We start from the raw sequence: 23,713 nt of genomic DNA, 5'->3' as shown, positions 1-23,713 counted from the left end.
TCGCGCAGTCTGCGCGGGCTCGTCCACTCAGAACGGCGCGTCCGCACTGAAATTCGGCGGACGCCGCTCGCGCAAGGACTGTATGCCCTCGCGCACGTCCGGCCCCGCAAAGCCCATGAATTCCAATGCCAGTGAGGCATCGAAACTGGGCCCCGCCATACGCAGCCAGTTGTTCAGCGCATATTTGGTCCAGCGGATGGCGGTTTGAGAACCGTTGGCCAATTTGCCTGCGACTTCGAAAGCCTTGGCGATGAGCTCTGCCTCATCCACGCACAACGAGACGAGGCCGATGCGTTCGGCTTCCTCGCCACTGACGGTTTCGCACAATAATAAGTAGTACTTCGACTTGGCCATGCCGCACAGTAGCGGCCAGACGATGGCGGCATGGTCGCCGGCAGCTACCCCGAGCCGGGTATGCCCGTCAATGATGCGGGCATCGCGAGCGGCAATGGAAATGTCGGCCAGCAGCCCGGCGACCAGACCAGCCCCCACGGCTGCGCCGTGCATGGCGGACACGATGGGTTTGTTGCAGTTGATCACGTTGTAGACCAGGTCGCGTGCCTCGCGCCAGACGCGGGACCGCACTTGAAAATCATCGGCCATCTGCTCGACCAATTCCAGATCCCCACCGCCGGAAAAGCCCTTGCCCTCGCCACGAAGCACCACGACCCGGGTATCCGGGTCCGTATCCACGTCGCGCCAAATATCGGCCAGCTCTCGATGTAGATGTTCGTCGGCCGTAGACAGTTTCCCCGCCACGCCACCTCGGGACCCCATGATGATTTCCAGGACGCCCTGCGGATGACGGCGCAGTTTCAGGGATTGGTAACGCGCGTAATGCGCGAGCGATGTATCGGACATGATCTCCTCCGTGCGATGTGAATGCTTTCCGGGCACTATAGTGGATAGTCGCCTGCCGCTGCTCTCGGGCAGCAAGCGGGAGTTCAACCTAGCGAATACCGCCTGACTATGCCCGACCACCAGACCAATATCCGTCCCCTTCCCAATCTCTCGGCGTCAGAGGGGGAACCCACCTCGATCTGTCCCGAGAACTTGCCCTCTTTGTTTGCGGCGCGCCCTACCGAGGCTCACAAAGGCACATTTGGCACCGTGGCGATCATCGGCGGCGGCCCCGGCATGGTGGGAGCGGCGTTACTGGCCGGACGAGCTGCGCTGAAAACCGGGGCTGGCAAGGTACTGATTGGATTTGCTCAAACAGACTGCCCGATCGCGTGCGATTTGCTGCAGCCAGAGTTGATGTTGCGCGATGCCGCTTCGCTTTTTCAGGCCGCCCTCCCTGTGGACGCCTGGGTGGCAGGCTGCGGACTCGGAACGGGTACACAGGCATTGAACACCCTCAACAGGTTATTTGCGCTGCGGGGCAATACCCCTCTGATCCTGGATGCCGACGGGCTCAACCTCCTGGCGGGAGGGCTATTGCCCGCGTGGGGACCCGGCACGGTGATTTTGACCCCTCACCCTGCCGAGGCTGCCCGGCTGCTGAATTGCACCAGCCGGGAAATTCAGGCCAATCGTCAGCATGCGGCCCGAGCCCTGGCTCAACGGCATCAGGCCTGGGTCGTTCTCAAAGGGGCAGGCACGCTCGTCTGCCGGCCCGATGGCCGGTGTTGGATCAATCGCACAGGTAATCCAGGCCTCGCCACGGCCGGGACGGGAGATGTCCTGGCCGGCATGATGGGCAGTCTGATTGCCCAGAACATCACGCTGGATCAGGCCGTGCCGGGCGCGGTCTGGCTACACGGCGCGGCTGCCGACGCGCTGGTATCGGCCGGCGTCGGCCCTATAGGACTGACAGCGGGAGAACTGGCGAACGCTGCACGCCAGTTGCGAAACCACCACGGTTAGAGGGAGTTACAACTTATCCACAGTTTTATGTTGCAATGCACTTAGGGTTATCCCTATAATGGTTTACCCCATGACGAAACGGACTGGAGAAATACCATGACTGAACTGACCCTGAACCAAAACGCCCGCCTGACCGATGCCCTCGAGCGCGACCTGCTCCGTGGCGCAATGGAAAGCCAACAGAACATCCAACCGCAAGCCCTGCTCAAGCAAGCCGGCTCTGCGATCGCCCGCGCTGTCGGTGCCTTTGCCGACTACGTCACTGAAGTCCATGACGCTATGAACCGCGCGCGCGCCGCCAGCGCCCACTACACTGGCTCGCAGTGGTAATCCGCGGGCAACTTGCCGCCCCCCTCTGAAAAGAGGCCGGCGGCAAAGTCTTGCCCGTTTGCGGTGATATCCGCTGGCTTTGCCCGTTGCCTCGCAAAGGCTTTCGCACGCGTGCCACGATGCTGTGGCGATGCAGTCCGCTGAACACTGTTCTTTGCACACTGAGGCAACCCGGTAGCAGTCCGGCAATGCCCTAGCGGTATCACACGATGCGCCCCAAGGCGCCGCACCCCGAAGCGGGGCGCGGCGCCTTTATATTTTGTTGCCCGGACACCCAAAATAAAACTCCCCCTTGCAGACAACACCAAAGGCACAGCGCGGGGCTTTTGGGTCGCGAGCACGGAAATCTGGGTCGGCAATAGCGGACTGTGCGCATTGACAACGCACGAAATCGCTTCCGATAATCGCCCCCTTGCAATGATTGATTACTACTTTCGGCCCCCTGCTGATCGTGGCGCAGTCATTCGCCGATTCGGAGCCCCAATGAAATTGCGTACTTCCCTGGCCTTGCTGGCCGCGACCGCCAGCCTTGCTGCCGCGCCGACTGTCCTGGCCCAGTCGCTGACGATCGCCCTGTCGTCCGAACCCACCTCTGCTGATCCGCACTATCACAAGCAGACCCAGAACGATGCGTTCGCCGCGCATGTCTATGACTCGCTGATCAATCGCAATGCCGACATGGAGCTCATCCCCGGTCTGGCGACATCGTGGAAAAACCTGGACGATCTGACCTGGGAGCTGAAGCTGCGCGACGGCGTGAAGTTCTCGAATGGCCAGCCGTTTACATCGCAAGATGTGCTGTTTTCGGTCTGCCGCACGCTGAACAACGAGACCAACATCTCGCAGTCGTACATGACGGTCACCAAGCTGCTGACGGACGTGCAGACACCCGACGAGCACACCGTCATTCTGAAGACGGCAGAGCCCTTTCCTCTGATGCCGGCCGAATTGGCCCGGCAATTGCCCATCATCTGGAACGGCATCGTGGAACACGGCCCGCTGAAATTCGCGCCGAAGGAAGGCTGCGGCGTGACCGGTCCGTGGCCGACGGTGGCGGATTTCAATAATGGCAAAGATGCCATTGGCACCGGGCCGTACACGTTGAAGTCGTACGTCAAAGGCACCGGGATCGAGCTGGAACGCAACGAAAACTATTGGGGTACGAAACCCGAATGGAAAACGGTGAAGTTCGTCCCCGTGCCGAACGCCGGCCCGCGCCTGACGGGCTTGCTCTCGGGTGATTTCGATGTCATCGAAAACCCGGCGGCACGAGATCTGCCACGCCTGAAAGACAACAGCAACTTCGGCTTTATCGCTACCCCATCGACGCGCCTGGTGTTTTTCCAGCCTGATGTCGGCCGCAACCCGAGCCCCTTCGTCAAAAGCTCCGATGGCAAAAACCCGCTGCAGGATCTGCGCGTGCGCCAGGCAATCAATATGGCGATCGACCGCAAAACCATCAATCAGCGCATCATGGATGGGCTGGCCACCCCGGCGTACCAATTCATGCCCGATGGCATGTTTGGCGCCCTGCCCAAAGCGCCCGAGATCAAGTACGACCCGGAAGGCGCCAAGAAACTCCTGGCTGAAGCTGGCTACCCGGACGGTTTTGAACTGACGCTGTCATCCACGAACAACCGCTATGTGAATGATGCTCAGGTTACCCAGGCCGTGGCGCAATACCTGTCGCGCATCGGGATCAAGGCGCATGTCGATGCGATGACGGCTTCGATTTATTTCCCCAAGCGCGCCAAGCGTGAGTTCAGTTTCGCGATGGGCGGCTGGCCGGCGGAAACGGGCGAGGCCTCGGCGTTGTTCCAATTGTGGGTGGCTTCGCTGGATTCGAACCGCAGTCTGGGCACCAGCAACTACGGTGGCTATTCGAATCCCGATTTCGACAAGGTCTATGAACAGGCTATCGTCACGATCGACCCGGAAAAGCGCAAGCAACTGCTGCAGCAATCCACGCAAATCGCGCTGGATACGCTGCCGCTGATCCCGCTGCACTTTGAAAGCAGCATCTGGGCGTTCCGCAAAGGCCTGGACTATGAAGGCCGCCGCGACCAGTACACGCTGGCCATGTCGGTGCATTCGGCAAAGGGCAAGTAAGCCTGACTTGGTCGCATAACGCGGCTGAGTGCGCGAGCGATCGCGCATCTGCCCCTCAAAATGGGATTCCGATCCGGTTTCGAGGGGCTTTTTATCGCTGGGCCGCTCCCAAGATAAAGCTCCCGGAAGACGGCACGCCGGCGGCGTGGCATGAGGTTTTTATCGTTTGGGCTTTCTCGCTAGGCAACCCACAGTGCCCGTGAGGGCAGCACCGCCACGTCAGCGTCCCGGTGATGACTCCAACGTTGACTCCAGGGCATCGATACGCGCCTTCAGGTGGTCGATGAAACGGGTCACCCCGATCGGCAGCAAACGGCCTTCCATGGTCTGGATCTGCAAATTACGCGATTGCAGCTCGGCGCTGACGACGGGACGCGCGACCAGCCCGTCCTGAACCAATCGCCACGCTACAGAGATATATCCAGCGAACATCACGGCGTTGGAATGCCGTACGAAACCATGCAGCGCTGGCGAGTAATTCGATACCAGGGCTGCGTGCAAAGGCACAGCCTCCAGGGCACATGTGCGGTTCAAGAGACGCCGGGCAGTGCTTTTGTCGTCAGTCAACGCCAAAGGATAAGCCAACACCTCCTCCAGATGTAGCGGACTGCGAGCCGCCAAGGGATGATTCACGGCCATGACGGCGTAGACGGGTGCACGCCACGAGTGCAATACCTGCACCCCTTGGGCGGGCTCGACGTTGAAGGATACCGAGACGTCGATATCGCCGTTGGCAATGGCGCGCATCGCCTCGGGCGGGGTCAAGACATGCAGTGCAAAGCGCGTGCGCGGATATTGCTTTCGAAAATCGACCATCGCGACGGGCAAAAACCCCTGTGCGGGGCCTTCTGATGCTCCGACCCGGATTTCGTCGTGCGGCGCGCCTTGCAGCCCCGCGATCTGCCGCAGCACTTCATCTGCCTCTAATTGCGTACGGCGTGCATGAGCCAGCAGAAGCCGGCCAGCCTCGCTCAAGACCATGCCCCGAGGCGCCCGATCGAATAGCGGGGAGCCGACTTCTTCTTCCAAGCCGGCGATTTGGCGGCTGATGGCCGACACCGCGACGTGCAATTGCTTGGACGCGCCGCTCAGACTGCCTGCTTGGGCGACAGCCACAAAGTACTTCAATGCGATGCCGTGCATGGCTGCTTAACCTCTGCTCATGGGTCGGGATCCGAGCGCTAGAACGGCTGTATTTTCCCTGCAGCTTTGCCAAAAAAGCAAATGCTGTGGCAAATATTCTAATTGTCGAGAAAGCTGACAGGCCCCTAGAATCAGCCTCAAGATAAGAATCAGCGCCGCACGAGCCTCAGGCCAGCGGCCTTTCCCAGGGGGAAAACGGTGATCCTGGCACGAATCCGGCCATTGTGTCCGGCACACGCGCATGGTTTGACACGAGCAGCTCGATACAGAGCCGGTGAATTGTGCTCGCCTCAGCGTTCCCTCATTGTCCCCCTCCTCCAGACGTAGCTGTCGTGCCTACGCCTGATCCCTGTATTCCCCGCTTTGCATTCGCCCAAGAACCTCGCCCAGAGAACACACCATGATCGTCTCTCGCCTTCGCTTGGCCACCCTGACTGCACTGCTCGGCTTGGCTGCCGGCGCTCACGCCCAATCCCTGACCATCGCATTGGCCTCGGAGCCAACCGCTATCGATCCGCACTACCACCAAGCCACGCCGAACAATGCCATGGCGTCGCAGATTTTCGAGACCTTGGTGGCTCAGGATGCCAAGATGAGTTTGATTCCCGGCCTGGCTGCATCGTGGAAAACGCTGGACGACACGACCTGGGAATTCAAGCTGCAGAAAGACGTCAAGTTTTCGAACGGTCAGCCGCTGACGCCGCAGGATGTGATTTTCACGTTTTGCCGTGCCATGAATAACGAAGAGTCGATCGCGGGCTCGTATGAAGCCGTCGTGCAGAAATTCGCCGATGTCCAGACGCCGGATGCCCATACGCTGATCATCAAAACGCGAAAACCGTATCCCCTGCTACCCAACGATCTCACGCGGATGGGCATCATATGGAACGGCATCGCCGAACACGGCCCCATTACGTTCGATCTGGAGAAAAAATGCGGCGTCACCGGCGGCTGGCCCAGAGTCGCGGATTTCAATAATGGCAAGCATGCCATCGGCACGGGCCCGTACAAGCTCAAATCGTACGTGAAAGGCAGCGGGATTGAACTCGAACGCAACGAGGATTACTGGGGCCAAAAACCCGAGTGGCGCAACGTGAAGTTTGTACCCGTGCCGAACGCCGGCCCTCGACTGACGGGCTTGTTGGCCGGCGATTTCGATGTCGTCGAAAGCCCTGCTGCTCGTGACGTGCAACGTATCAAGAGCACGCCAGGCTTTGGTTATGTCGTCACGCCCTCGGTGCGCGTCGTGTATTTCCAGGCGGACGTCGGCCGCGAAAACAGCCCGTTCGTGAAAGCCGGCAATGGCAAGAATCCCCTGCAGGATGCCCGCGTGCGGCGGGCCATCAGCATGGCGATCGACCGCAAGACCATAGTCGACCGGATCATGGACGGAATGGCCATGCCTGCCAATCAGTTCTTGCCTGACGGGATGTTTGGAACGCTGCCTCATCCGCCGCAGTTGACCTACGATCCTGCGGGGGCGAAAAAACTCCTGGCCGAAGCAGGATATCCCAATGGTTTTGAACTCACCCTGTCATCAACCAATGATCGGTACATCAACGATGGCCAGATCACCCAGGCCGTGGCGCAATATCTGTCGCGCATAGGCATCAAGACACATGTCGACACCATGACCCGCTCGGTGTATTTCCCGAGGCGCGCCAAGCGGGAATTCAGCTTTTCGATGGGAGGCTGGTCATCTGAAACCGGTGAGGCATCATCTTTCCTGCAGTACTGGGTGACCTCGTTTGCGCCCGAGTTGGGCATGGGTACCAGCAACTACGGCCGCTATTCGAATCCGGAGTTGGATCAGATATTCCGCCAGGCGGTCACCACGGTAGACGACGCGCAACGTGAAAAACTGTTGCAGCAGGCCTTGACACTGACACTGGCCGATCTGCCCAGTATTCCCCTGCATTTCGAGAGCAGCATCTGGGCATTTCGCAAGGGGTTGACCTACGAAGGGCGCGCAGACCAGTACACTCTCGCTTCGTCAGTGAAATCCGTTCCCTAAGGTCGCCTGTAACAACGCCCCTCTGGAACGGTGAGCCCCCAGGCGCAGCGTGAGACATGTTCCCGCGCCGCGCCACGCCTCATGGACAGCCAATCGATGGCCCGGCATGAGGACTTTTTTTGCAAGTCGTAAGGAACGCCTAACGTGGTTCTGTTTACCCTACGCAGGTTGATTCAAAGCCTGTTCGTCCTGCTGGCCGTCTCGGTCGTGGTGTTTTTCGCGGTGTATGCCGTGGGGGATCCGATCGAGTTGCTGGTCAGCCCTGAAGCCACGGTGGAAGCACGCGCCGCCACCATCGCCCGCCTGGGGCTGGATCAGCCCATCTGGCATCAGTACTTCACCTTTCTGGAACGTGCGCTGCACGGCGATCTCGGCACGTCGTTCGTACATGGTATCCCCGCGATCGAGCTGATCGTGCAACGCATGCCGGCCACGTTTGAATTGGTGGTGGTCGCCATTACCCTGACCTGTATTATCGGGATCCCGTTGGGCCTGGTTGCAGGTCTATACCGCGATCGGCCATTGGGGCGCGGCATCATGGCCACGTCGGTGCTGGGTTTTTCGCTGCCCAATTTCTGGCAGGGCATGATGCTGATCCTGTTGTTTGCCGTCTGGCTAGGCTGGCTGCCGGCATCCGGGCGCGGCGACACGGTCAGCGTGCTGGGTGTCCCACTGTCGATATTGACCGTCGATGGCTGGTCGCATGTGATCATGCCTGCCATCAATTTGGCGCTCGCCAATATCGCCTTGGTATTACGCCTGACCGCCACGGGAGTCGCCGAGGCGCAAACCCAGGAATACGTAAAATTCGCACGCGCCAAAGGCGTGAAGCCGGGACGCATTGTGCGCCGGCACATTCTGCGCAATATCCTGATCCCTGTGGTGACCGTAGTCGGGATGGAGTTCGGCAGCCTGATCGCCTATTCCACCATCACCGAAACCGTGTTCGCCTGGCCCGGCATGGGCAAGCTCTTGATCGATAGCGTGTACCAACTGGATCGCCCGGTCGTCGTGGCCTATGTGATGCTGGTCACGCTCATCTTTGTGATCGTCAATTTTGTTGTCGATATCTTGTATGCCGCGCTCGATCCGCGCGTGCAACTCGTCGCTCCTTCGCATTAACGCTATGGCTCATCCTACTCAAAACGCCCGCATGCGGACCATCCAGCCGCTGGAAGACACGCCGCGCCGCGCCGCCATTCTGAAAAAACTGCGTGGCCGTCCCACCGTCACGGGATCGGTGATTGCGCTGGCTATCCTGATGGTCGTCGTACTGGTCGCGCCCTATTTTGCGCCGCAGAACCCATACGATCTGGCTAATCTGAATCTGCTGGACGGCCGCCTCGCACCGCGCTCGACCTCGATGGACGGCATGGTTTATTTGCTGGGCACGGACGATCAGGGCCGCGATATGTTGAGTGCCATCCTGTATGGCCTGCGCATCAGCCTGATGGTGGGCCTGTCGGCCGTCGCGCTGTCGACGGCCATCGGCAGCATGGCGGGACTGATCGCAGCCTACGTTGGCGGTTTTGTCGATACGCTCATCATGCGGATCGTCGACTTTATCCTGGGATTCCCGACGATTCTGGTAGCGCTGGTATTGCTGGCGATGATGGGCCGCGGCGTCGACAAGGTCATCCTGGCGTTGGTCGTCGTACAGTGGGCGCACTATGCCCGCATCATGCGCGGCCGCGCATTGCAGGAACGCCGCAAGGAATACGTCGAGGCAGCCGCAAATCTGGGCTTTCCGGCATGGCGCATCATGGTGTTCCATCTGCTGCCCAACTGTATCGGGCCGGTGATGGTGTTCGCCACCATTCAGATCGCCACTGCGATCGCGCTGGAAGCCACGCTATCGTTCCTGGGCGTAGGGGTGCCGATCACAGAACCCTCGCTGGGTCTGCTGATCGCCAACGGCTTTCAGTATCTGCTTTCAGGCGATTACTGGATCAGCATGTTCCCCGGCGTTGCACTGTTGCTGCTGATCCTGACCATCAACATCGTGGGCGACCGCCTGCGCGAAGCCCTGGACCCGCGCCGATAATGAACGACACCATCCTACAGGTGCGCGGCCTGCGCACCGCATTTCATACCGAAGCCGGCGCCTGGCCGGCCGTTGATGGCGTAGACCTGACCGTGCGCCGCGGCGAAATCCTGGGTCTGGTCGGCGAATCCGGCTCTGGTAAGTCCGTCACGGGGTTTTCCTTGCTGGGTCTGATCGATCCGCCGGGGGAAGTCGTCTCGGGCGAGATTCTGTTCCAAGGCCAAGACCTGCGCAAACTCGACGAAGAAAGCATGAGGCGCCTGCGCGGCAACCGCATCGCGATGATCTTTCAAGATCCCTTGATGACGTTGAACCCGGTCTTGCGCGTTGGCGAGCAGATGATGGAAGCCATCTTGACGCACGAAAACGTGCCCGTGGCCCAGGCACGCGAACGCTGCCGCGAAGCCCTGGAAATGGTGGGCATTCCCTCGCCGGAAAAGCGGCTGGATAACTATCCGCACGAGTTCTCCGGCGGTATGCGTCAACGCGTGGCGATTGCCATCGCCATGTTGAATCGCCCCGATCTGATTATTTGCGACGAACCGACTACCGCGTTGGACGTGACCATTCAGGGGCAAATCCTGTATCGCATGCAGGAAATCTGTCGCCAGTACGATACGGCGCTGATCTGGATTACTCACGATCTGGGCGTGGTCGCCGAGCTGGCCGACCACGTAGCCGTGATGTACGCGGGCCGCATCGTCGAGGCAGGTCCAGTCAATCAGGTGTTGGATGCACCGCGTCACCCCTATACCAAAGGGCTGCTTGATTCCATGCCAGCGAATACCGCGCCAGGCGAACGGCTGCATCAGATCGACGGCATGGCGCCCAGCCTCGCGGGCCGACCCGTGGGCTGTGCTTTCCGTCCGCGTTGCTCCCGCGCCGTTACCCGTTGCGCTGAACAAGCTCCCTCCATCCTGCAAGAAGGCCCGCGCAGCTACCGCTGCTACGCCCCGATTGCCCTAGAGACTGCCTCCGCATGACCCCGCAAGACACGCCTGTTATCGAGCTACGCAACGTCCATAAGCGTTTCGAGCAACATCCCGATCTGGCCCAGCGCATCCTCGCGCTGACCGGCAAACCCATTGATCGCCGCACCGTCCATGCCGTCAACGGCGTAGACCTGTCGATCCGGCGCGGCGAGGTGCTTGGCCTGGTCGGCGAGTCCGGCTGTGGTAAATCCACGTTGGGCCGGGTTGTCGCCGGGTTGCATCGGCAAACGGAAGGAGAATTGCTGTACCAAGGACAGTCCACGGCCACGCTGCGCGGCGCCGAACGCCTGGCCTATACGCTGGGCGTGCAGATGATTTTCCAGGATCCGCAAGCCTCGCTAAATCCACGCCAACGCCTGCGCCAGATTTTGGGCGAGGCCTTGAAAGTACACAAGCTTGCGCCGGCTACCGAGGTCCCCGAGCGCATTGACCGTGCCTTGTCTGAAGTTGGCCTGGATCGCGAATATCGCGACCGTTTTCCCCATCAGATTTCTGGAGGGCAACGCCAGCGTGTCGGGATCGCACGCGCACTGATGGTGTCGCCCAAGTTCCTGGTGTGTGACGAACCGGTTGCAGCGCTGGACGTTTCGATTCAAGCGCAAGTCATCAATCTGTTCATGGATCTGCGTGAACAGCACGGCTTTACTTATCTGTTCATCAGCCATGATTTGGGCGTGGTCAAACACATCTCGGATCGCGTGGCCATCATGTACCTGGGCAAGATCGTCGAACGCGCCCCCGCATCCGAGATATTTGCGCGTGCGAATCATCCCTATACCCAAGCGCTATTGGCCGAGGTACCGGACGTCGGCCGTCGCGGCCGCAAATTCACGCCGATTCAGGGTGAGATCCCATCGCCGTTGAATCCCCCGTCGGGCTGTACCTTTCATCCGCGCTGCCCGCACGCCACGGCGCGCTGCCGCGAAGCCGTCCCCGAACTCAAAGAAATCGCACCCGGCCATTGGTCGGCCTGCCACTTGAACGCCTGAATCATCATGAAAGCAGAACTCACCAACGTCGATCGTATTGGGCTGGAACTCGGCCATGCCGGCCGCAATGCCTTTGTCTATGTCGATGACGATCGCAATGCCGATCGCCCATTCACATTGCAAACTTATCGGCCCTATGGCTATACGCCCGATCGGCCCGTCGTGATCGTGCAGCATGGTGTGCTGCGCAATGGTGATGACTATCGCGATTTCTGGATCCCCACTGCCGACAAGCACAACGTGCTGATTGTGGCGCCTACGTTTTCCAATGATATCTGGCCGGGCGTCGAGAGCTACAACAACGGCCGCGTATTCAGCCCTGGCGGAAATCCGCGCCATGTGGACGGCTGGACCTATGCATTGATCGGCAAGATATTTGCCGACCTGCGTGCAGCCGGCATCACCGAGGTAGAGCAGGCCCATTTATTCGGTCATTCCGCCGGGGGTCAGTTTGTGCATCGCCTGATGAGCAGCCAATCCCATGCACCATTTTGCGCAGTCACCGCCGGCAATCCCGGCTGGTACACCCTTCCCACGTTCGAGCATCGCTTTCCCGAGGGACTGGACGGCGTGGGCCTGACCGAAGACCACCTGGTGCGTCTGCTGGCCTATCCGATGACGATCCTGGCGGGCGATCAAGACATCAGCACCAACGACCCCAACCTGCCGTCGGAACCAGCGGCATTACGTCAAGGGCCGCATCGCTTTGCCCGCGCGCATCACTATTTCGAGGCGGGTCAACGCGAGGCCGCACGCCGTGGTGTGCCATTTAACTGGACCCTGCAAGTCGTCCCTGGCATAGGTCACGACGGCCGGGTCATGTCGGCCGCGTGCGCGAGCCTGTGGTTCGAGGGCAAGCTGCCCAGCGAAGCAGAGTTGGCCAAACTGGCTGGCCAGCACGTCGCCTGAGTTTCTTATTGTTCATTCTTTATCTGGAATACCGATATGTCCGCCCTCCCGTCTACTGAAGCCCTGGTCGCCGGCATCCAATCGTGGGTGCGCTGCGAGTCGCCGTCGAACTCGCCTGAGGGAGTGACCAAGATGGCGGCCTTGGTCGAGGCACAGGCCCGCGCCGCGGGCTTGACTGTGGAAGTGACGTCGCTGGGCGCTGATACCGGCCCCCTGCTGTACGCCACAAACCGCGCGGCGGATGATACCCGCAAAGGCATTCTGGTGTTGGCGCACCTGGACACGGTGCATCCGATCGGCACGCTGCAGGAGAATCCCTGCCGCATCGACGGCGACCGTCTATATGGCCCCGGCAGCTACGACATGAAGGGCGGCATTTATCTGGCGCTGACGGCTTTGTCGAATTTGGTGAAACCGGGCTCGACACAATTGCCCGTGGATTTTCTGATGGTGCCCGACGAAGAAACCGGCAGCCACGCCTCGCGCGCGTCGATTGAACACTATGCCGCCAATGCGAAATATGGCTTGGTGTGCGAGCCTGCCCGCCCCAATGGAGGCGGCTGCGTCACGGCGCGCAAAGGCACCGGCATGCTGCGACTGAACGTCAAGGGGCGCCCCGCTCATGCAGGTATGCAACACGAGAAAGGCCGCAGCGCGATTCGCGAAATGGCACACCAGGTGCTGGCCCTGGAAGCGATGACCGACTACGAACGTGGCGTCACGGTCAGCGTCGGCACTATCGCCGGTGGCACAGTGACCAACACCGTACCCGCACAATGCCGCTGCGTCGTGGACTTCCGGGTTCCCGATATGGGGGCCGCCGAAGACGTGCTGCGCCGCATGCGCAATTTGTGCGCGGTCGGCCCCGATGTGGAGCTGGACATCGATGTCGAACTGAACCGCCCGCCCATGGTGCGCAGCGATGCTGCGGTCGCCCTGCTGGAAATGGCACAGGGCTACGCCCGCGAGGCCGGCTTTGAGTTGGCGGAAGCACCCATGACGGGGGGCGGCAGCGATGCCAATTTCACCTCGGCAATGGGCGTGCCCACGCTGGACGGTCTGGGCGCCGACGGCAACGGGGCTCATACACTGGATGAGTACGTCTTGATCTCCACGCTGCAGACGCGCGTAAAATTCTGGGAATTGCTGCTGCGTCAACTGGCGTGACGCGGTAGTGCGGATGCTTGCGTGATCCGGCAACGCCGGAATATCGCAAGCACCACTTCCGGAGACACGTTGCATGCCTAGTCCCTCTGCGCACCCCGAACAAGAGGTGCCGTTCTGCCTTCCTCCCCTCCCCCTGTCCGAACAAGAACCCGCACGGTTCGAAGTCCCGCCCGGTGCCTGCGATACGCACGCGCATGTCGTCGCTGACGACGCGATAGCGTACCCCATGGTGCCAGAGCGCACCTACACGCCACACCCCGCAACAGAAAGCTCGTATTTGGCCATGCTGGACACCAACGGCATGTCGCGCGGGGTATTGGTGCAAATCAGCGTGTACGGTACGGACAACCGCTACATGCTGGAAGTCCTGCGCCGCAATCCGGATCGTTTACGTGGCATCGGTGTCGTCGCCCCGACGATCACCGATCGCGAACTGCAAGACATGCACGAAGCGGGGGTACGCGGTCTGCGCATCAATGTGCTGTTTGGCGGCGGCATCGGCTTTGATGCGATGGAAACCCTGGCGCACCGTATCAAGGATCTGGGCTGGCACATGCAATTCCTGATGGACGCACGCCAACTGCCGGAACTGCTGCCGCGCATGCGCAAGCTACCGGTGCCCGGCGTGGTGGACCACATGGGACACATGCCCGTCGCCGAGGGGGTGCAAAGCCCTGGATTCCAGGCCTTGCTGCACATGGTGCAGGATCACGGCTGGTGGGTAAAACTATCTGGCTCATACCGCATCAGCGATCAATTCGATCACTACACCGACGTCATCCCGTGGGCTCAGGCCTTGATCGCTGCCGCTCCCGATCGCATGGTCTGGGGCAGTGACTGGCTGCATGTGCATACATCGCCCATGGTCAACACGGGCAAACTGCGTAATCAACTCGCGGACTGGGCACCCGATGCACAAACTCGGCATCGCATCCTGGTCACGAATCCTCAAGTCCTTTACGGCTTCCCTTCCCTCTAAGAGACAACCATGCAATGGTATAGAGAGTTAAATCAAACAGAACGCCGGACCTTTATCGGCGCATTCGGTGGCTGGGCAATCGATGCGCTGGACTTCATGGTCTTTACGTTTGTCATCTCTACCCTGATTCAGCTGTGGGGCATCGACAAAGGCCAGGCAGGGATGCTCGGTACGGTCACGCTGCTGTTTTCCGCAGTAGGCGGCTGGCTGGCCGGAATTTTGGCTGACCGCTATGGTCGCGTACGTGTACTGCAGATCACGATTTTATGGTTCTCGGTATGCACGGTCGCGATCGGCTTTGCGCAGAACTTCGAGCAGCTCTTCATCCTGCGTGCCTTGCAGGGGCTGGGTTTTGGCGGCGAATGGGCAGTCGGTTCAGTATTGATGGGGGAAATTGTCCGCGCTCAACACCGCGGCAAAGCCGTGGGCACCGTACAAAGCGGTTGGGCAGTAGGTTGGGGAACCGCCGCCATTTTGTACACCTTGGCATTCTCGGTCTTGCCACCAGAATGGGCATGGCGCTCCTTGTTCTGGATCGGTGTGCTGCCAGCATTTCTAGTGCTGTATATCCGCAAACACGTGCCCGAGCCCGAGGTCTTTCAACGTACGCGAGCCAAAACGCAAGCCTCCGGCGAGCGCCCCTCGTTCTGGACGATTTTCTCGCCCGGCCTGCTCAAGACGACCATCGTGACCGCGATTCTTTGCACCGGCGTGCAAGGCGGTTATTACGCCATCACGACATGGTTGCCGACCTTCTTGAAAACCGAACGCCAACTGTCGGTCTTGAATACCGGCGGCTATCTGATGGTGATCATTGTGGGATCGTTTGTCGGCTACATCGTAGGCGCCTATATGGCGGATAAACTCGGCCGCCGTGCCAACCTGTTGATTTTCTCGGTGTTATCAGCCCTGAGCGTTTATGTGTACACCTTGGTCCCGCTCACCAATACTCAGATGCTGATACTGGGCTTTCCGCTAGGGTTCGCCGCCTCTGGGATTTTCAGCGGTATCGGAGCCTATCTGACGGAGCTATTTCCATCAGAGGTGCGTGCTTCGGGCCAAGGGTTCGCGTACAACTTTGGCCGGGGAATCGGCGCGCTGTTTCCCAGTCTGGTGGGTTTTCTCAGCCAGAGCCATGGCCTGGCCTGGGCCATCGGCGCCTTTGCTACGGGCGCCTACGCCATCGTGATCTTGACCGCGTTGCTGCTGCCTGAAACCAAAGGCCGGGTGTTGGAGTAATCGCTCGGGCTTGCCTGATTTAACGCGGCGCTCACTTTTTCAGTAGCGCCTTCAGCATTCCCAAGCGCTCTTTAGGGCTCATCGCACGTGTCGCGTCGTCTTCTTCGACGCGCACATCGCCCAGCCCCATCTCCTCGATAAAGCGCGAAGGCTCGCGAATCAGATCCTCACGTGCGCGGCGGCGTTTTTTGCACCAGCTCAGATTCAAACTGCGTTGCGCGCGCGTGATCCCCACGTACATCAAGCGACGCTCTTCCTGGATCCGTGTGGCCAGGTTTTCCGCAGCGCGTGCGGGGTCGCCATCCTCGTCGTCTTTACCCAAGTGAGGCAACAACCCTTCTTCCACACCTGCCAGATAAACGTGCGGATACTCCAATCCCTTTGACGCGTGCAGCGTCGACATTTTGACGGCGTCGGGCTCTTCTTCCTCGCCGCGTTCCAGCATGGTGATCAACGCGACGTGCTGCACCAGATCAAACAGCGACATGCCGTCCTCCTCGGCTTTGCGTTTAAGCCAACCGGTGAGTTCCAGCACGTTTTCCCAACGCGTCTGCGCGGGCTTTTCCTCTAGCGTGTCGTACAGATGGCGCTCGTATTGAATCGCGCCCAGCATGTCGTCCAGAATCGCGCCAGCGGGCTCTGGAGAGCCCGTGCCGTCCGTGCGGCCACGCCCCGCACGCCATTGCAGGCGCCGAATGTATTCCGCAAAGGTTCGCAACGACTCTAACTGACGGGGCTGCAGCAAAGTCTCCAACCCCGACTCCGCCGCAGCCGCCAGCAAAGAGACCTCGCGCTGCGCGGCGTATTGGCCCAGGACTTGCAATGTTGCCTGTCCAATGCCGCGCTTGGGGGTCGTGGCGGCGCGAATGAAAGCCGGATCATCATCATCGTTGGCGACCAACCGCAGATACGCCAGGATGTCGCGAATCTCGGCCTTGTCAAAAAAACTCTGGCCACCCGCTATCGTGTACGGGATCTTCAGATTGCGCAGCGCTTGTTCCAAAATACGCGACTGATGATTGCCCCGATACAGAATCGCGAAATCTTTCCATTGCGCCTGACGTTCAAAACGCGATGCCGAGATCTTCATTGCGATCGATTGAGCCTCGTGTTCATCGTTATCCATCGGCGACACCACAATCGGTTCGCCGACACCCAGATCCGACCAGAGTTTTTTCTCGAATAGCTTTGGGTTTTTTTCGATCACCGTATTGGCTGCTGCCAGGATACGCTGTACCGAACGATAGTTTTGCTCTAGCTTGATGAGCTTGAGCTGAGGGTAATCGGTCGTGAGTTTGGCCAGATTTTCCATGGTGGCGCCGCGCCACGCGTAAATGGCCTGATCATCATCGCCCACCGCAGTAAACATCGCCCGGTCGCCGCACAGCAACTGCACCAGGCGATACTGGCAGGCATTGGTGTCCTGGTATTCGTCGACGAGCAAATAGCGCACGCGGTTTTGCCAACGCGTACGGACTTCCTCGTTGCTATCGAGCAATTGTGCGGGGATACGAATCAGGTCATCGAAATCCACTGCCTGATAGGCCGCCAGGGTCGCCGCGTAATGGCGATATACCGTCGCAGCCTCTGACTCGGCCGGGGTCGCAGCGACGCGTGCGGCATCATCCGGACTGAGCAAGGCGTTTTTCCACAGCGAAATCGTCGACTGCACGGTGCGTAGACGACCACGATCCGTAGTGACCAGCAGTTCCTGGATGATAGCCATGGCATCGTCCGCATCCAGAATAGAAAACTGTGGTTTGAGTCCCGCATTGCGGGCCTCTTCGCGCAGCATCTTGACACCCAGGGAGTGGAACGTGCTGATGGTCAGGCCTTTGGCCAGCTTCCGATCGACCAAGGAGTGCAGACGCTCGTCCATTTCGCGCGCGGCCTTGTTCGTGAACGTCAATGCCACAACGTTGCGGCCCATATAGCCGCACTCGCGCAGCAAATACGCGATTTTCTGCGTGATCACGCGCGTCTTGCCGCTGCCTGCACCTGCCAGGACCAGACATGGCCCGTCCAGGTACAACACCGCCTCTTTCTGAGCGGGATTCAGGCCGTGGCCTATGGGTGCGCTATCAGACATAGAAAACGAAAACTCAAATCTCTAGAGGGTCGACTTCCAACTGCCAACGGACACGCGATTGTGACGCAAGCGTCGGCAGATGTGCCGACCACTCCGTCAAAAACGCCTGCAAGGCGGGCCGGCTCGTGCTTTCCAGCAACAACTGCGCACGCTCGACATTGGCCACACGCACCACGCGCAGCGGTACAGGATCGTACAACGTCAACGATGACACGCCTGAGAAACCGCCCTGCTCGGCGACATCACGAGCCTCTTGCAGAAACGCCAGTGCCTGTGCCAACTCGCGTGCCTCGGCCGTCAACAACGCCTGATACGCAAACGGCGGCAGCCCTGTCGTCTCGCGCTCCTCGAGGGCATGGCGAGCAAAGCCCGCATAATCGTGACGCAGCAGGGCCTGATACACGGGCTGCTCGGGATAGCCGGTCTGAATCAAGACCTCGCCCCCATTGGCGTGGCGGCCGGCGCGGCCCGCGACCTGCATCAGTTGAGCAAACAACCGCTCAGGCGCCCGAAAATCGTGGGCAAACAACATCGAGTCCGCGTTCAACACGCCGACCAGACCCAATCGCGCAAAGTCGTGTCCCTTGGCGACCATCTGGGTGCCCACCAGGATATCGACCTCGCCCGCATGCACGGCGGCGAACAAGGCTTGCGCACTGCCTTTACGCCGCGTGCTGTCCGCATCGATACGTGAAATCCGTGCCTGAGGAAATAGCTCTGCCAGGTGTTCTTCGACGCGCTGCGTCCCGCGCCCCATGGGCTCCAGGTCCTGATCGCCGCATTCCGGGCACGCCCGTGGCACAGGCGCCTGATAACCGCAGTGGTGGCAGTGCAATCGATTGCCGCGGCCTACGGCTCGATGCAACACGGTAAAGGCCGAGCAGCGAGGGCAATGGCTGACCCAGGCACAAGAGGCGCAATGCAGCACGGGTGCATAGCCACGACGATTCAAAAACACCAGGGACTGCTCGCCACGCTCGAGCCGCTGACTGATCGCATCGATCAACTGAGGCGACATCCCCTGACGCATCGCCAGACGGCGAGTGTCTATCAAGCGGATCGCCGGCAAGCTGCTCGCCCGCGCACGGCCCGGCAGCGTCAGACGCAAATAGTGGTTGCGCCCGGCGTGATACCAGCTCTCCAGCGAAGGCGTGGCAGAGCCCAGCACCACCGGCACATTTTGATCGCGCGCCCGCCATACCGCCAGATCGCGGGCGGAATAACGCAGGCCGTCCTGCTGCTTGTACGAGGCATCGTGCTCTTCGTCGACCACGATCAGGCCCAGCTCGGTCAGCGGCGCAAAAATCGCCATCCGCGTGCCCAGCAACATGCGCGCCTGGCCGCGCTGCGCCCGGGCCCACGCCTGCACGCGCTCGCCGTCCGAAAGGCCGCTATGCATCACGGCCAGGCCGTCAACCCCCAGCACTGATTCCAATCGCGCCCGCACCGCTGCCTCGAGCTGCGGCGTCAAATTGATTTCGGGCACCAGCAACAAGACCTGGCGTCCCGCCGCCAGCACGCGTTCGGCAATATGCAGATAGACTTCGGTCTTGCCGCTACCGGTCACCCCGTGCAGCAAAACGGGTTTGAACCCATCTAGCGCTGCAACGGCATCTACCGCCGCCTGTTGGGCCTCATTCAGTACAGGTGCCTGATCGGGCGTGGCCGCCGCGACAACGTGCTTGGCCTTGCGTGCGTCCAGACGTGCTACCGGGCCTTGCCCCGACCGTTTGCCTTGGTAAGCCGAGGGCTTGCGCAATGGCGGTGGCATGGCGGGCAACATGACCTCGCCTAGCGGCCGCTGATAATAATCGGCTGCAAACCGTGCCAAACGCAGCCAATCAGCAGGCAATGCGGGCAAATCCTCGAGGACCTGCTCCACCTCGCGTACCTGCGCTGGATCAATGGACGGCTCGGCCGGGTTATCCACAACCACGCCCACCAATTTGCGACGGCCAAACGGCACAATCACCCGCGCACCGACAGGTACAGCAGCCTGAGCCCGATAATCAAAAGGCCCCGGCAGCGGGACATCCAGTGCCACGCGCACCCAGCACCCCACGCTGGGACGGAGGCCATCGGGTACGTCAGACATGGGCAGTGGATATCAAAAGCATGGTAGTCGGCGTGGACAAGTTAAAGTGAATTCTCGATTTTTGAGCTAACAGGCTGTCAAATCTGCGCGAAATATCCACGGCAACACAGCCTGTGGATAACTTTGGGGAAAAACATTCAATAACCTGATTTCCTGTCAAGGTGCTTAATATAAAAATAAATGCCCGAATACTATTGACATTGTATTTTTATTTTAAAATCAATGACTTATAAAAATATCCCAGAATTTATCCTAGATTGCCGGTGCTGCTGGGAGCGATTTCGCTGCTGTGCACAAGTCTGGGTGACCAGCACACAGACTAGGCCTTCAGCACGCTAGCGGACACTTACTTAGGCGTGAAACGAGCGGCTGTAGGCGTGCACTTCGTCCACCAGGTCCGTGACAGCCTCGGGCGGCGTATGCTGCGAAATGCCATGTCCCAGATTGAAGACATGCCCGGCCCCGCCGACAGGGCCAAAAGCGTCCAGCGTCCGGCGGGCTTCGGCCCGGATGGCATCACTGCTGCCGAACAATGTCATCGGATCGAGGTTGCCCTGCAATGCAACGGCATCGCCGACGCGCTGGCGCGCGCGTCCTAGGTTTACCGTCCAGTCGAGCCCCACCGCATCACAGCCGCAGGCGGCGATATCTTCGAGCCACAGCCCGCCGCCCTTGGTAAAGACAATGACGGGGACTTGGCGTCCCTCGTGCTCACGGATCAAGCCCGACACGACCTTGCGGGTATAGGCCAGCGAAAACTGCTGGAACAAGCCATCGGCCAGCACTCCCCCCCAGCTGTCAAACAACATGACGGCCTGCGCCCCCGCCTGGATCTGGGCATTAAGGTATTGCTGGGTCGCTTGCGCGTTGATATCCAGGATGCGATGCAACAGATCCGGGCGCGAATACAGCATGGTCTTGATCAGGCGGTAGTCGGCGCTGCCACGCCCCTCGACCATGTAACACGCGATGGTCCAGGGGCTGCCTGCAAAACCGATCAGAGGAACCCTGCCATCCAATTCCCGGCGGATGACCGTCACAGCATCGAAAACGTAACGCAGTGAGTCCATATCGGGCACCGCGAGCTGCGCCACATCGTCCTCGGTGCGCAGCGGCCGCTCAAAGCGCGGCCCTTCGCCCGGTGCGAAATCCAGCCCCAAGCCCATGGCGTGCGGCACCGTCAGGATGTCAGAAAACAGAATGGCCGCATCCAGATCGTAGCGTGCCAAGGGTTGCAACGTGACCTCTGCGGCGTAATCGGGATTTTGCGCCAGCCCCATGAACGAACCCGCCCGCGCACGTGTCGCGTTGTACTCGGGCAGATAGCGCCCCGCCTGGCGCATCAGCCAAATCGGGGTATACGGGACGGGCTGGCGCAACAGGGCGCGCAGAAACACATCGTTCTTCAGGGAAGCAGCGGACACAGCGATCCTTCGATTTCGGAAGCCGTGATTTTACTGCCTCAAACGCATAGCGGGCGCCTGCCCCTGGGTGTGCCCGCCCCCCGGCAGTGCGCTATGCCCGAATCAGGCTGGTGGCTCAGGCAAAGAAGCGTTATCGCGATAATGAGCAGCGTCAATACGATGCTTGCGCATCAGTGCCCAGAACGCGCGCCTGTGCTTGCTGGAGGCGCGCGCAGCCTGAGCGACGTTTCCGGAATGGCGTGACAAGGCATGACGCAAATAAGCACACTCGAAATCCTCGACCATCCGGGCCTTGGCTTGACGAAACGGCTGGTCAATCGCCCCGATATCAAAAACATCGTTTGCGGCAGCCGGCCGAGGCGATTTCTTTCTGGGTGACAGGTGTTTGCTGCCTGGCAGTCCGCCGTAGGCGCGCAAAGGCTCCTGTATGGTCCCGCCGGGGCGCCTGTTGCGAGGCCGAAGGGCCTGATCCCCCTCCGACACAGAAGCAGGCGATGATGTCAACGATAGCGCCGTAGCAGCCTCTGTCAGACCATGTGGCCGCGCCTGGCGATGCCAATGCACCAGGCGCGCCCGTAGCTCATCGGGACAAACAGGCGCCCGCACAAAATCGGCAACACCCAGCGACAACAAGTCCAACATCCCTGGAGCAGTGATATCGAAAACGACGGCGACCAATGGGATGCGCAATCTCGCCTCGGCATTAGCCAGCACGGTACGTACCCAGGACAGCGACTCAGGCGCCACCGGCAATATACAGCCATCAAAGCGCCGCAATGCCAAGTGAGCGCGCGACAACCATTGAGCGTCGGCAGGCGCCTCACTGGTGACGTCCAGCACGTACAGCCGCAAACGGCCGAATTGTCCGTGATGGCTATCTACCCAATCCCGTACCCAGCCCTCATGGCCGGGGGTCATCAGAACGGCGCAATCGAAGATTTCACGCAAGAGGGACTCCTGTATACGCATGAAAAAAAACAAGCGTACACATCATCGTCATCCCACGATATTCGCAGTTATCACACTGCGGGTTCTACGTATAGCCAAGTGCAGATCAGTACATATTCCGTTTGTAATCCTGATCCAGTCCTTTACGCATCAGCCCGGGAATCGACACCATCCCGCGCGCAATCGCCGCGCTCAAACCCCCTGTCTTATTCAGTTTGACGTGTGCGGCAAAAACAGCAGCAGGATCAATGTCCTCTGGCGCCGATGCGGTCATCCAAGGCCGTGCCCGCAGCAACGCGGCACTCTCCCGCAAGACAACATGCGGTGATTCCAATACCGTCACGACCTTTGGAATCTTGCTCTGCACTTCGAACTGCTGTCTCAATGCTTCGTCTGCCGTCATGTGCGCACGTCCTCTCACCACGGCAACCTGCGCAGACCCAGGCGCCAGCAACATGATGGCTGCCTGTGGCCGCACCAGCATATTGCGCATGCTATCCGTCCGGCGATTACCGGGACGATCGGCAAAACAAAGCTGCGTTGAGTCCCCCTGCATCAGCAAGCCCGCGGGATCGCCCTTGGGACTCAAATCGGTGCGCAATTCGGTATCGGCTGTCGCCAAGGCCATAAAACGGCACACCGCCAGAAATCCTGGCAGATCGTCGGTACCCGTTCGCGCAACCGGCTCGTCAGATGACCAGAATGCCGATCGCAGCAATGCCTTTGCGCAGTGGGCATAGCACTCATGCACCGCAATCACTATGTCATCATCGGACACCGCCTCCACCGCGCCATTCACCCGCAAGGTCTCTCCCAGCCCCGGGATCAGGAACAACAAGCCAGCCCCGCGTCCCACCTGGGCATAATGCGGATCATCCAGCGCCACACGCGGGATACGCAACTGGCTCGCATCCAATGCCACCGTAAAACCCGGACGGCCGCCAGCCACCGTCACCTCGATCTGCTGTGTGTCGCTGAACCCCGCAAACACCAATGGCGAAACGGCCAGCCAGCGCTGAGCATGGGCATCCAGATGATCGATCACTTTCAGGTCCACAGCGCCTGCACGCGCTCCCACCTGAGACTCCAGAGCCTCGACCGTATTGATCACACTGTCCATCCGCGTCTCCGGTTGATTCGATAAGGAACATCCATTTTATAAATGAGAATTATTTATTTCCATGGTTTTCTTGTATAAAACGCAATGACGCCTCGCCCTCGAGGGTGATAGCTCCCCACGAAAACCCAGTTCAACGGCAAGAATACGAGTGCGCCACTCAGGCGTGATCCCTAGACTACAGACATGGTGATACAGCAGGGCGATGCTTTGCACCGGCACAACCGGCATCACCACAAACCTAGATCCGCTCCATCTG

The 23,713-nt window shown here is 60.0% G+C and carries 19 protein-coding genes; 12 read left to right on the top strand and 7 right to left on the bottom strand.

Going from position 1 to position 23,713, the window contains the following annotated elements:
- Positions 1 to 27: 27 nt before the first annotated feature.
- Positions 28 to 861, bottom strand: a complete 834-nt coding sequence (locus ACYVI2_RS16870; protein WP_415815647.1) for an enoyl-CoA hydratase/isomerase family protein — start codon at positions 859 to 861, stop codon at positions 28 to 30.
- 108 nt (positions 862 to 969) lie between these two features.
- Here ACYVI2_RS16870 and ACYVI2_RS16865 point away from each other — a divergent pair, with 108 nt between their 5' ends.
- The 3 genes from ACYVI2_RS16865 (at position 970) to ACYVI2_RS16855 (ending at position 4,305) form a co-directional block, all read left to right on the top strand.
- Entirely contained in the window at positions 970 to 1,866 is an 897-nt protein-coding gene (locus ACYVI2_RS16865) for an NAD(P)H-hydrate dehydratase (protein WP_415815646.1), read from the top strand.
- A gap of 96 nt (positions 1,867 to 1,962) precedes the next feature.
- Positions 1,963 to 2,196: a hypothetical protein gene (locus ACYVI2_RS16860; protein ID WP_415815644.1), complete on the top strand. Its 234-nt coding sequence runs from the start codon at positions 1,963 to 1,965 to the stop codon at positions 2,194 to 2,196.
- A gap of 483 nt (positions 2,197 to 2,679) precedes the next feature.
- Entirely contained in the window at positions 2,680 to 4,305 is a 1,626-nt protein-coding gene (locus ACYVI2_RS16855) for an ABC transporter substrate-binding protein (protein WP_415815642.1), read from the top strand.
- Positions 4,306 to 4,524: 219 nt separating this feature from the next.
- Here the strand turns inward: ACYVI2_RS16855 and ACYVI2_RS16850 are convergent, their stop codons facing one another.
- Positions 4,525 to 5,448, bottom strand: a complete 924-nt coding sequence (locus ACYVI2_RS16850) for a LysR family transcriptional regulator (protein ID WP_415815640.1) — start codon at positions 5,446 to 5,448, stop codon at positions 4,525 to 4,527.
- Positions 5,449 to 5,848: 400 nt separating this feature from the next.
- Here ACYVI2_RS16850 and ACYVI2_RS16845 point away from each other — a divergent pair, with 400 nt between their 5' ends.
- From ACYVI2_RS16845 to ACYVI2_RS16805, 9 genes are all read left to right on the top strand, one after another.
- Positions 5,849 to 7,462 (top strand): ABC transporter substrate-binding protein, encoded by a 1,614-nt coding sequence (locus tag ACYVI2_RS16845; protein ID WP_415815638.1) that lies wholly within the window; start codon positions 5,849 to 5,851, stop codon positions 7,460 to 7,462.
- Positions 7,463 to 7,606: 144 nt separating this feature from the next.
- Positions 7,607 to 8,584, top strand: a complete 978-nt coding sequence (locus tag ACYVI2_RS16840; RefSeq protein WP_415815636.1) for an ABC transporter permease — start codon at positions 7,607 to 7,609, stop codon at positions 8,582 to 8,584.
- Positions 8,585 to 8,588: 4 nt separating this feature from the next.
- Complete coding sequence (locus ACYVI2_RS16835; RefSeq protein WP_415815634.1) at positions 8,589 to 9,506, top strand: ABC transporter permease; 918 nt, start codon at positions 8,589 to 8,591, stop codon at positions 9,504 to 9,506.
- Positions 9,506 to 10,489, top strand: coding sequence for an ABC transporter ATP-binding protein (locus ACYVI2_RS16830; protein ID WP_415815632.1), 984 nt, complete (start codon positions 9,506 to 9,508; stop codon positions 10,487 to 10,489). Before ACYVI2_RS16835 ends, ACYVI2_RS16830 begins: the two co-directional genes overlap by 1 nt.
- Entirely contained in the window at positions 10,486 to 11,487 is a 1,002-nt protein-coding gene (locus ACYVI2_RS16825) for an ABC transporter ATP-binding protein (RefSeq protein ID WP_415815630.1), read from the top strand. Before ACYVI2_RS16830 ends, ACYVI2_RS16825 begins: the two co-directional genes overlap by 4 nt.
- A gap of 3 nt (positions 11,488 to 11,490) precedes the next feature.
- Positions 11,491 to 12,396 carry an alpha/beta hydrolase family protein gene (locus ACYVI2_RS16820; RefSeq protein WP_415816491.1) on the top strand — a complete coding sequence of 302 codons (906 nt, stop codon included), beginning with the start codon at positions 11,491 to 11,493 and terminating at the stop codon, positions 12,394 to 12,396.
- 36 nt (positions 12,397 to 12,432) lie between these two features.
- Entirely contained in the window at positions 12,433 to 13,563 is a 1,131-nt protein-coding gene (locus ACYVI2_RS16815; RefSeq protein ID WP_415815629.1) for a M20 family metallopeptidase, read from the top strand.
- Positions 13,564 to 13,636: 73 nt separating this feature from the next.
- Positions 13,637 to 14,542 (top strand): amidohydrolase family protein, encoded by a 906-nt coding sequence (locus tag ACYVI2_RS16810; RefSeq protein ID WP_415815627.1) that lies wholly within the window; start codon positions 13,637 to 13,639, stop codon positions 14,540 to 14,542.
- Between the two features lie 9 nt (positions 14,543 to 14,551).
- A complete protein-coding gene (locus ACYVI2_RS16805; protein WP_415815625.1) occupies positions 14,552 to 15,781 on the top strand; it encodes an MFS transporter in 1,230 nt (409 codons plus the stop codon).
- A gap of 31 nt (positions 15,782 to 15,812) precedes the next feature.
- Here ACYVI2_RS16805 and ACYVI2_RS16800 read toward each other — a convergent pair whose 3' ends face one another.
- The 5 genes from ACYVI2_RS16800 to ACYVI2_RS16780 form a co-directional block, all read right to left on the bottom strand.
- The gene (locus ACYVI2_RS16800; protein ID WP_415815623.1) at positions 15,813 to 17,870 is read right to left on the bottom strand and encodes a UvrD-helicase domain-containing protein; all 2,058 of its coding nucleotides are present in this window, start codon (positions 17,868 to 17,870) and stop codon (positions 15,813 to 15,815) included.
- A gap of 13 nt (positions 17,871 to 17,883) precedes the next feature.
- The gene (locus ACYVI2_RS16795) at positions 17,884 to 19,965 is read right to left on the bottom strand and encodes a primosomal protein N' (RefSeq protein WP_415815621.1); all 2,082 of its coding nucleotides are present in this window, start codon (positions 19,963 to 19,965) and stop codon (positions 17,884 to 17,886) included.
- A 350-nt stretch (positions 19,966 to 20,315) separates the two neighbouring features.
- Positions 20,316 to 21,389, bottom strand: coding sequence for a uroporphyrinogen decarboxylase (hemE, locus tag ACYVI2_RS16790; RefSeq protein WP_415815619.1), 1,074 nt, complete (start codon positions 21,387 to 21,389; stop codon positions 20,316 to 20,318).
- A 102-nt stretch (positions 21,390 to 21,491) separates the two neighbouring features.
- Positions 21,492 to 22,337 carry a helix-turn-helix domain-containing protein gene (locus ACYVI2_RS16785; RefSeq protein WP_415815617.1) on the bottom strand — a complete coding sequence of 282 codons (846 nt, stop codon included), beginning with the start codon at positions 22,335 to 22,337 and terminating at the stop codon, positions 21,492 to 21,494.
- Positions 22,338 to 22,443: 106 nt separating this feature from the next.
- Positions 22,444 to 23,457, bottom strand: a complete 1,014-nt coding sequence (locus ACYVI2_RS16780; RefSeq protein WP_415815615.1) for a pyridoxamine 5'-phosphate oxidase family protein — start codon at positions 23,455 to 23,457, stop codon at positions 22,444 to 22,446.
- Between the last annotated feature and the right edge of the window lie 256 nt (positions 23,458 to 23,713).

Source organism: Bordetella tumbae, assembly GCF_054780995.1.
The sequence above is the reverse complement of the archived record's forward strand: the minus strand, read 5'-3'. Positions and strand labels throughout refer to the sequence as shown.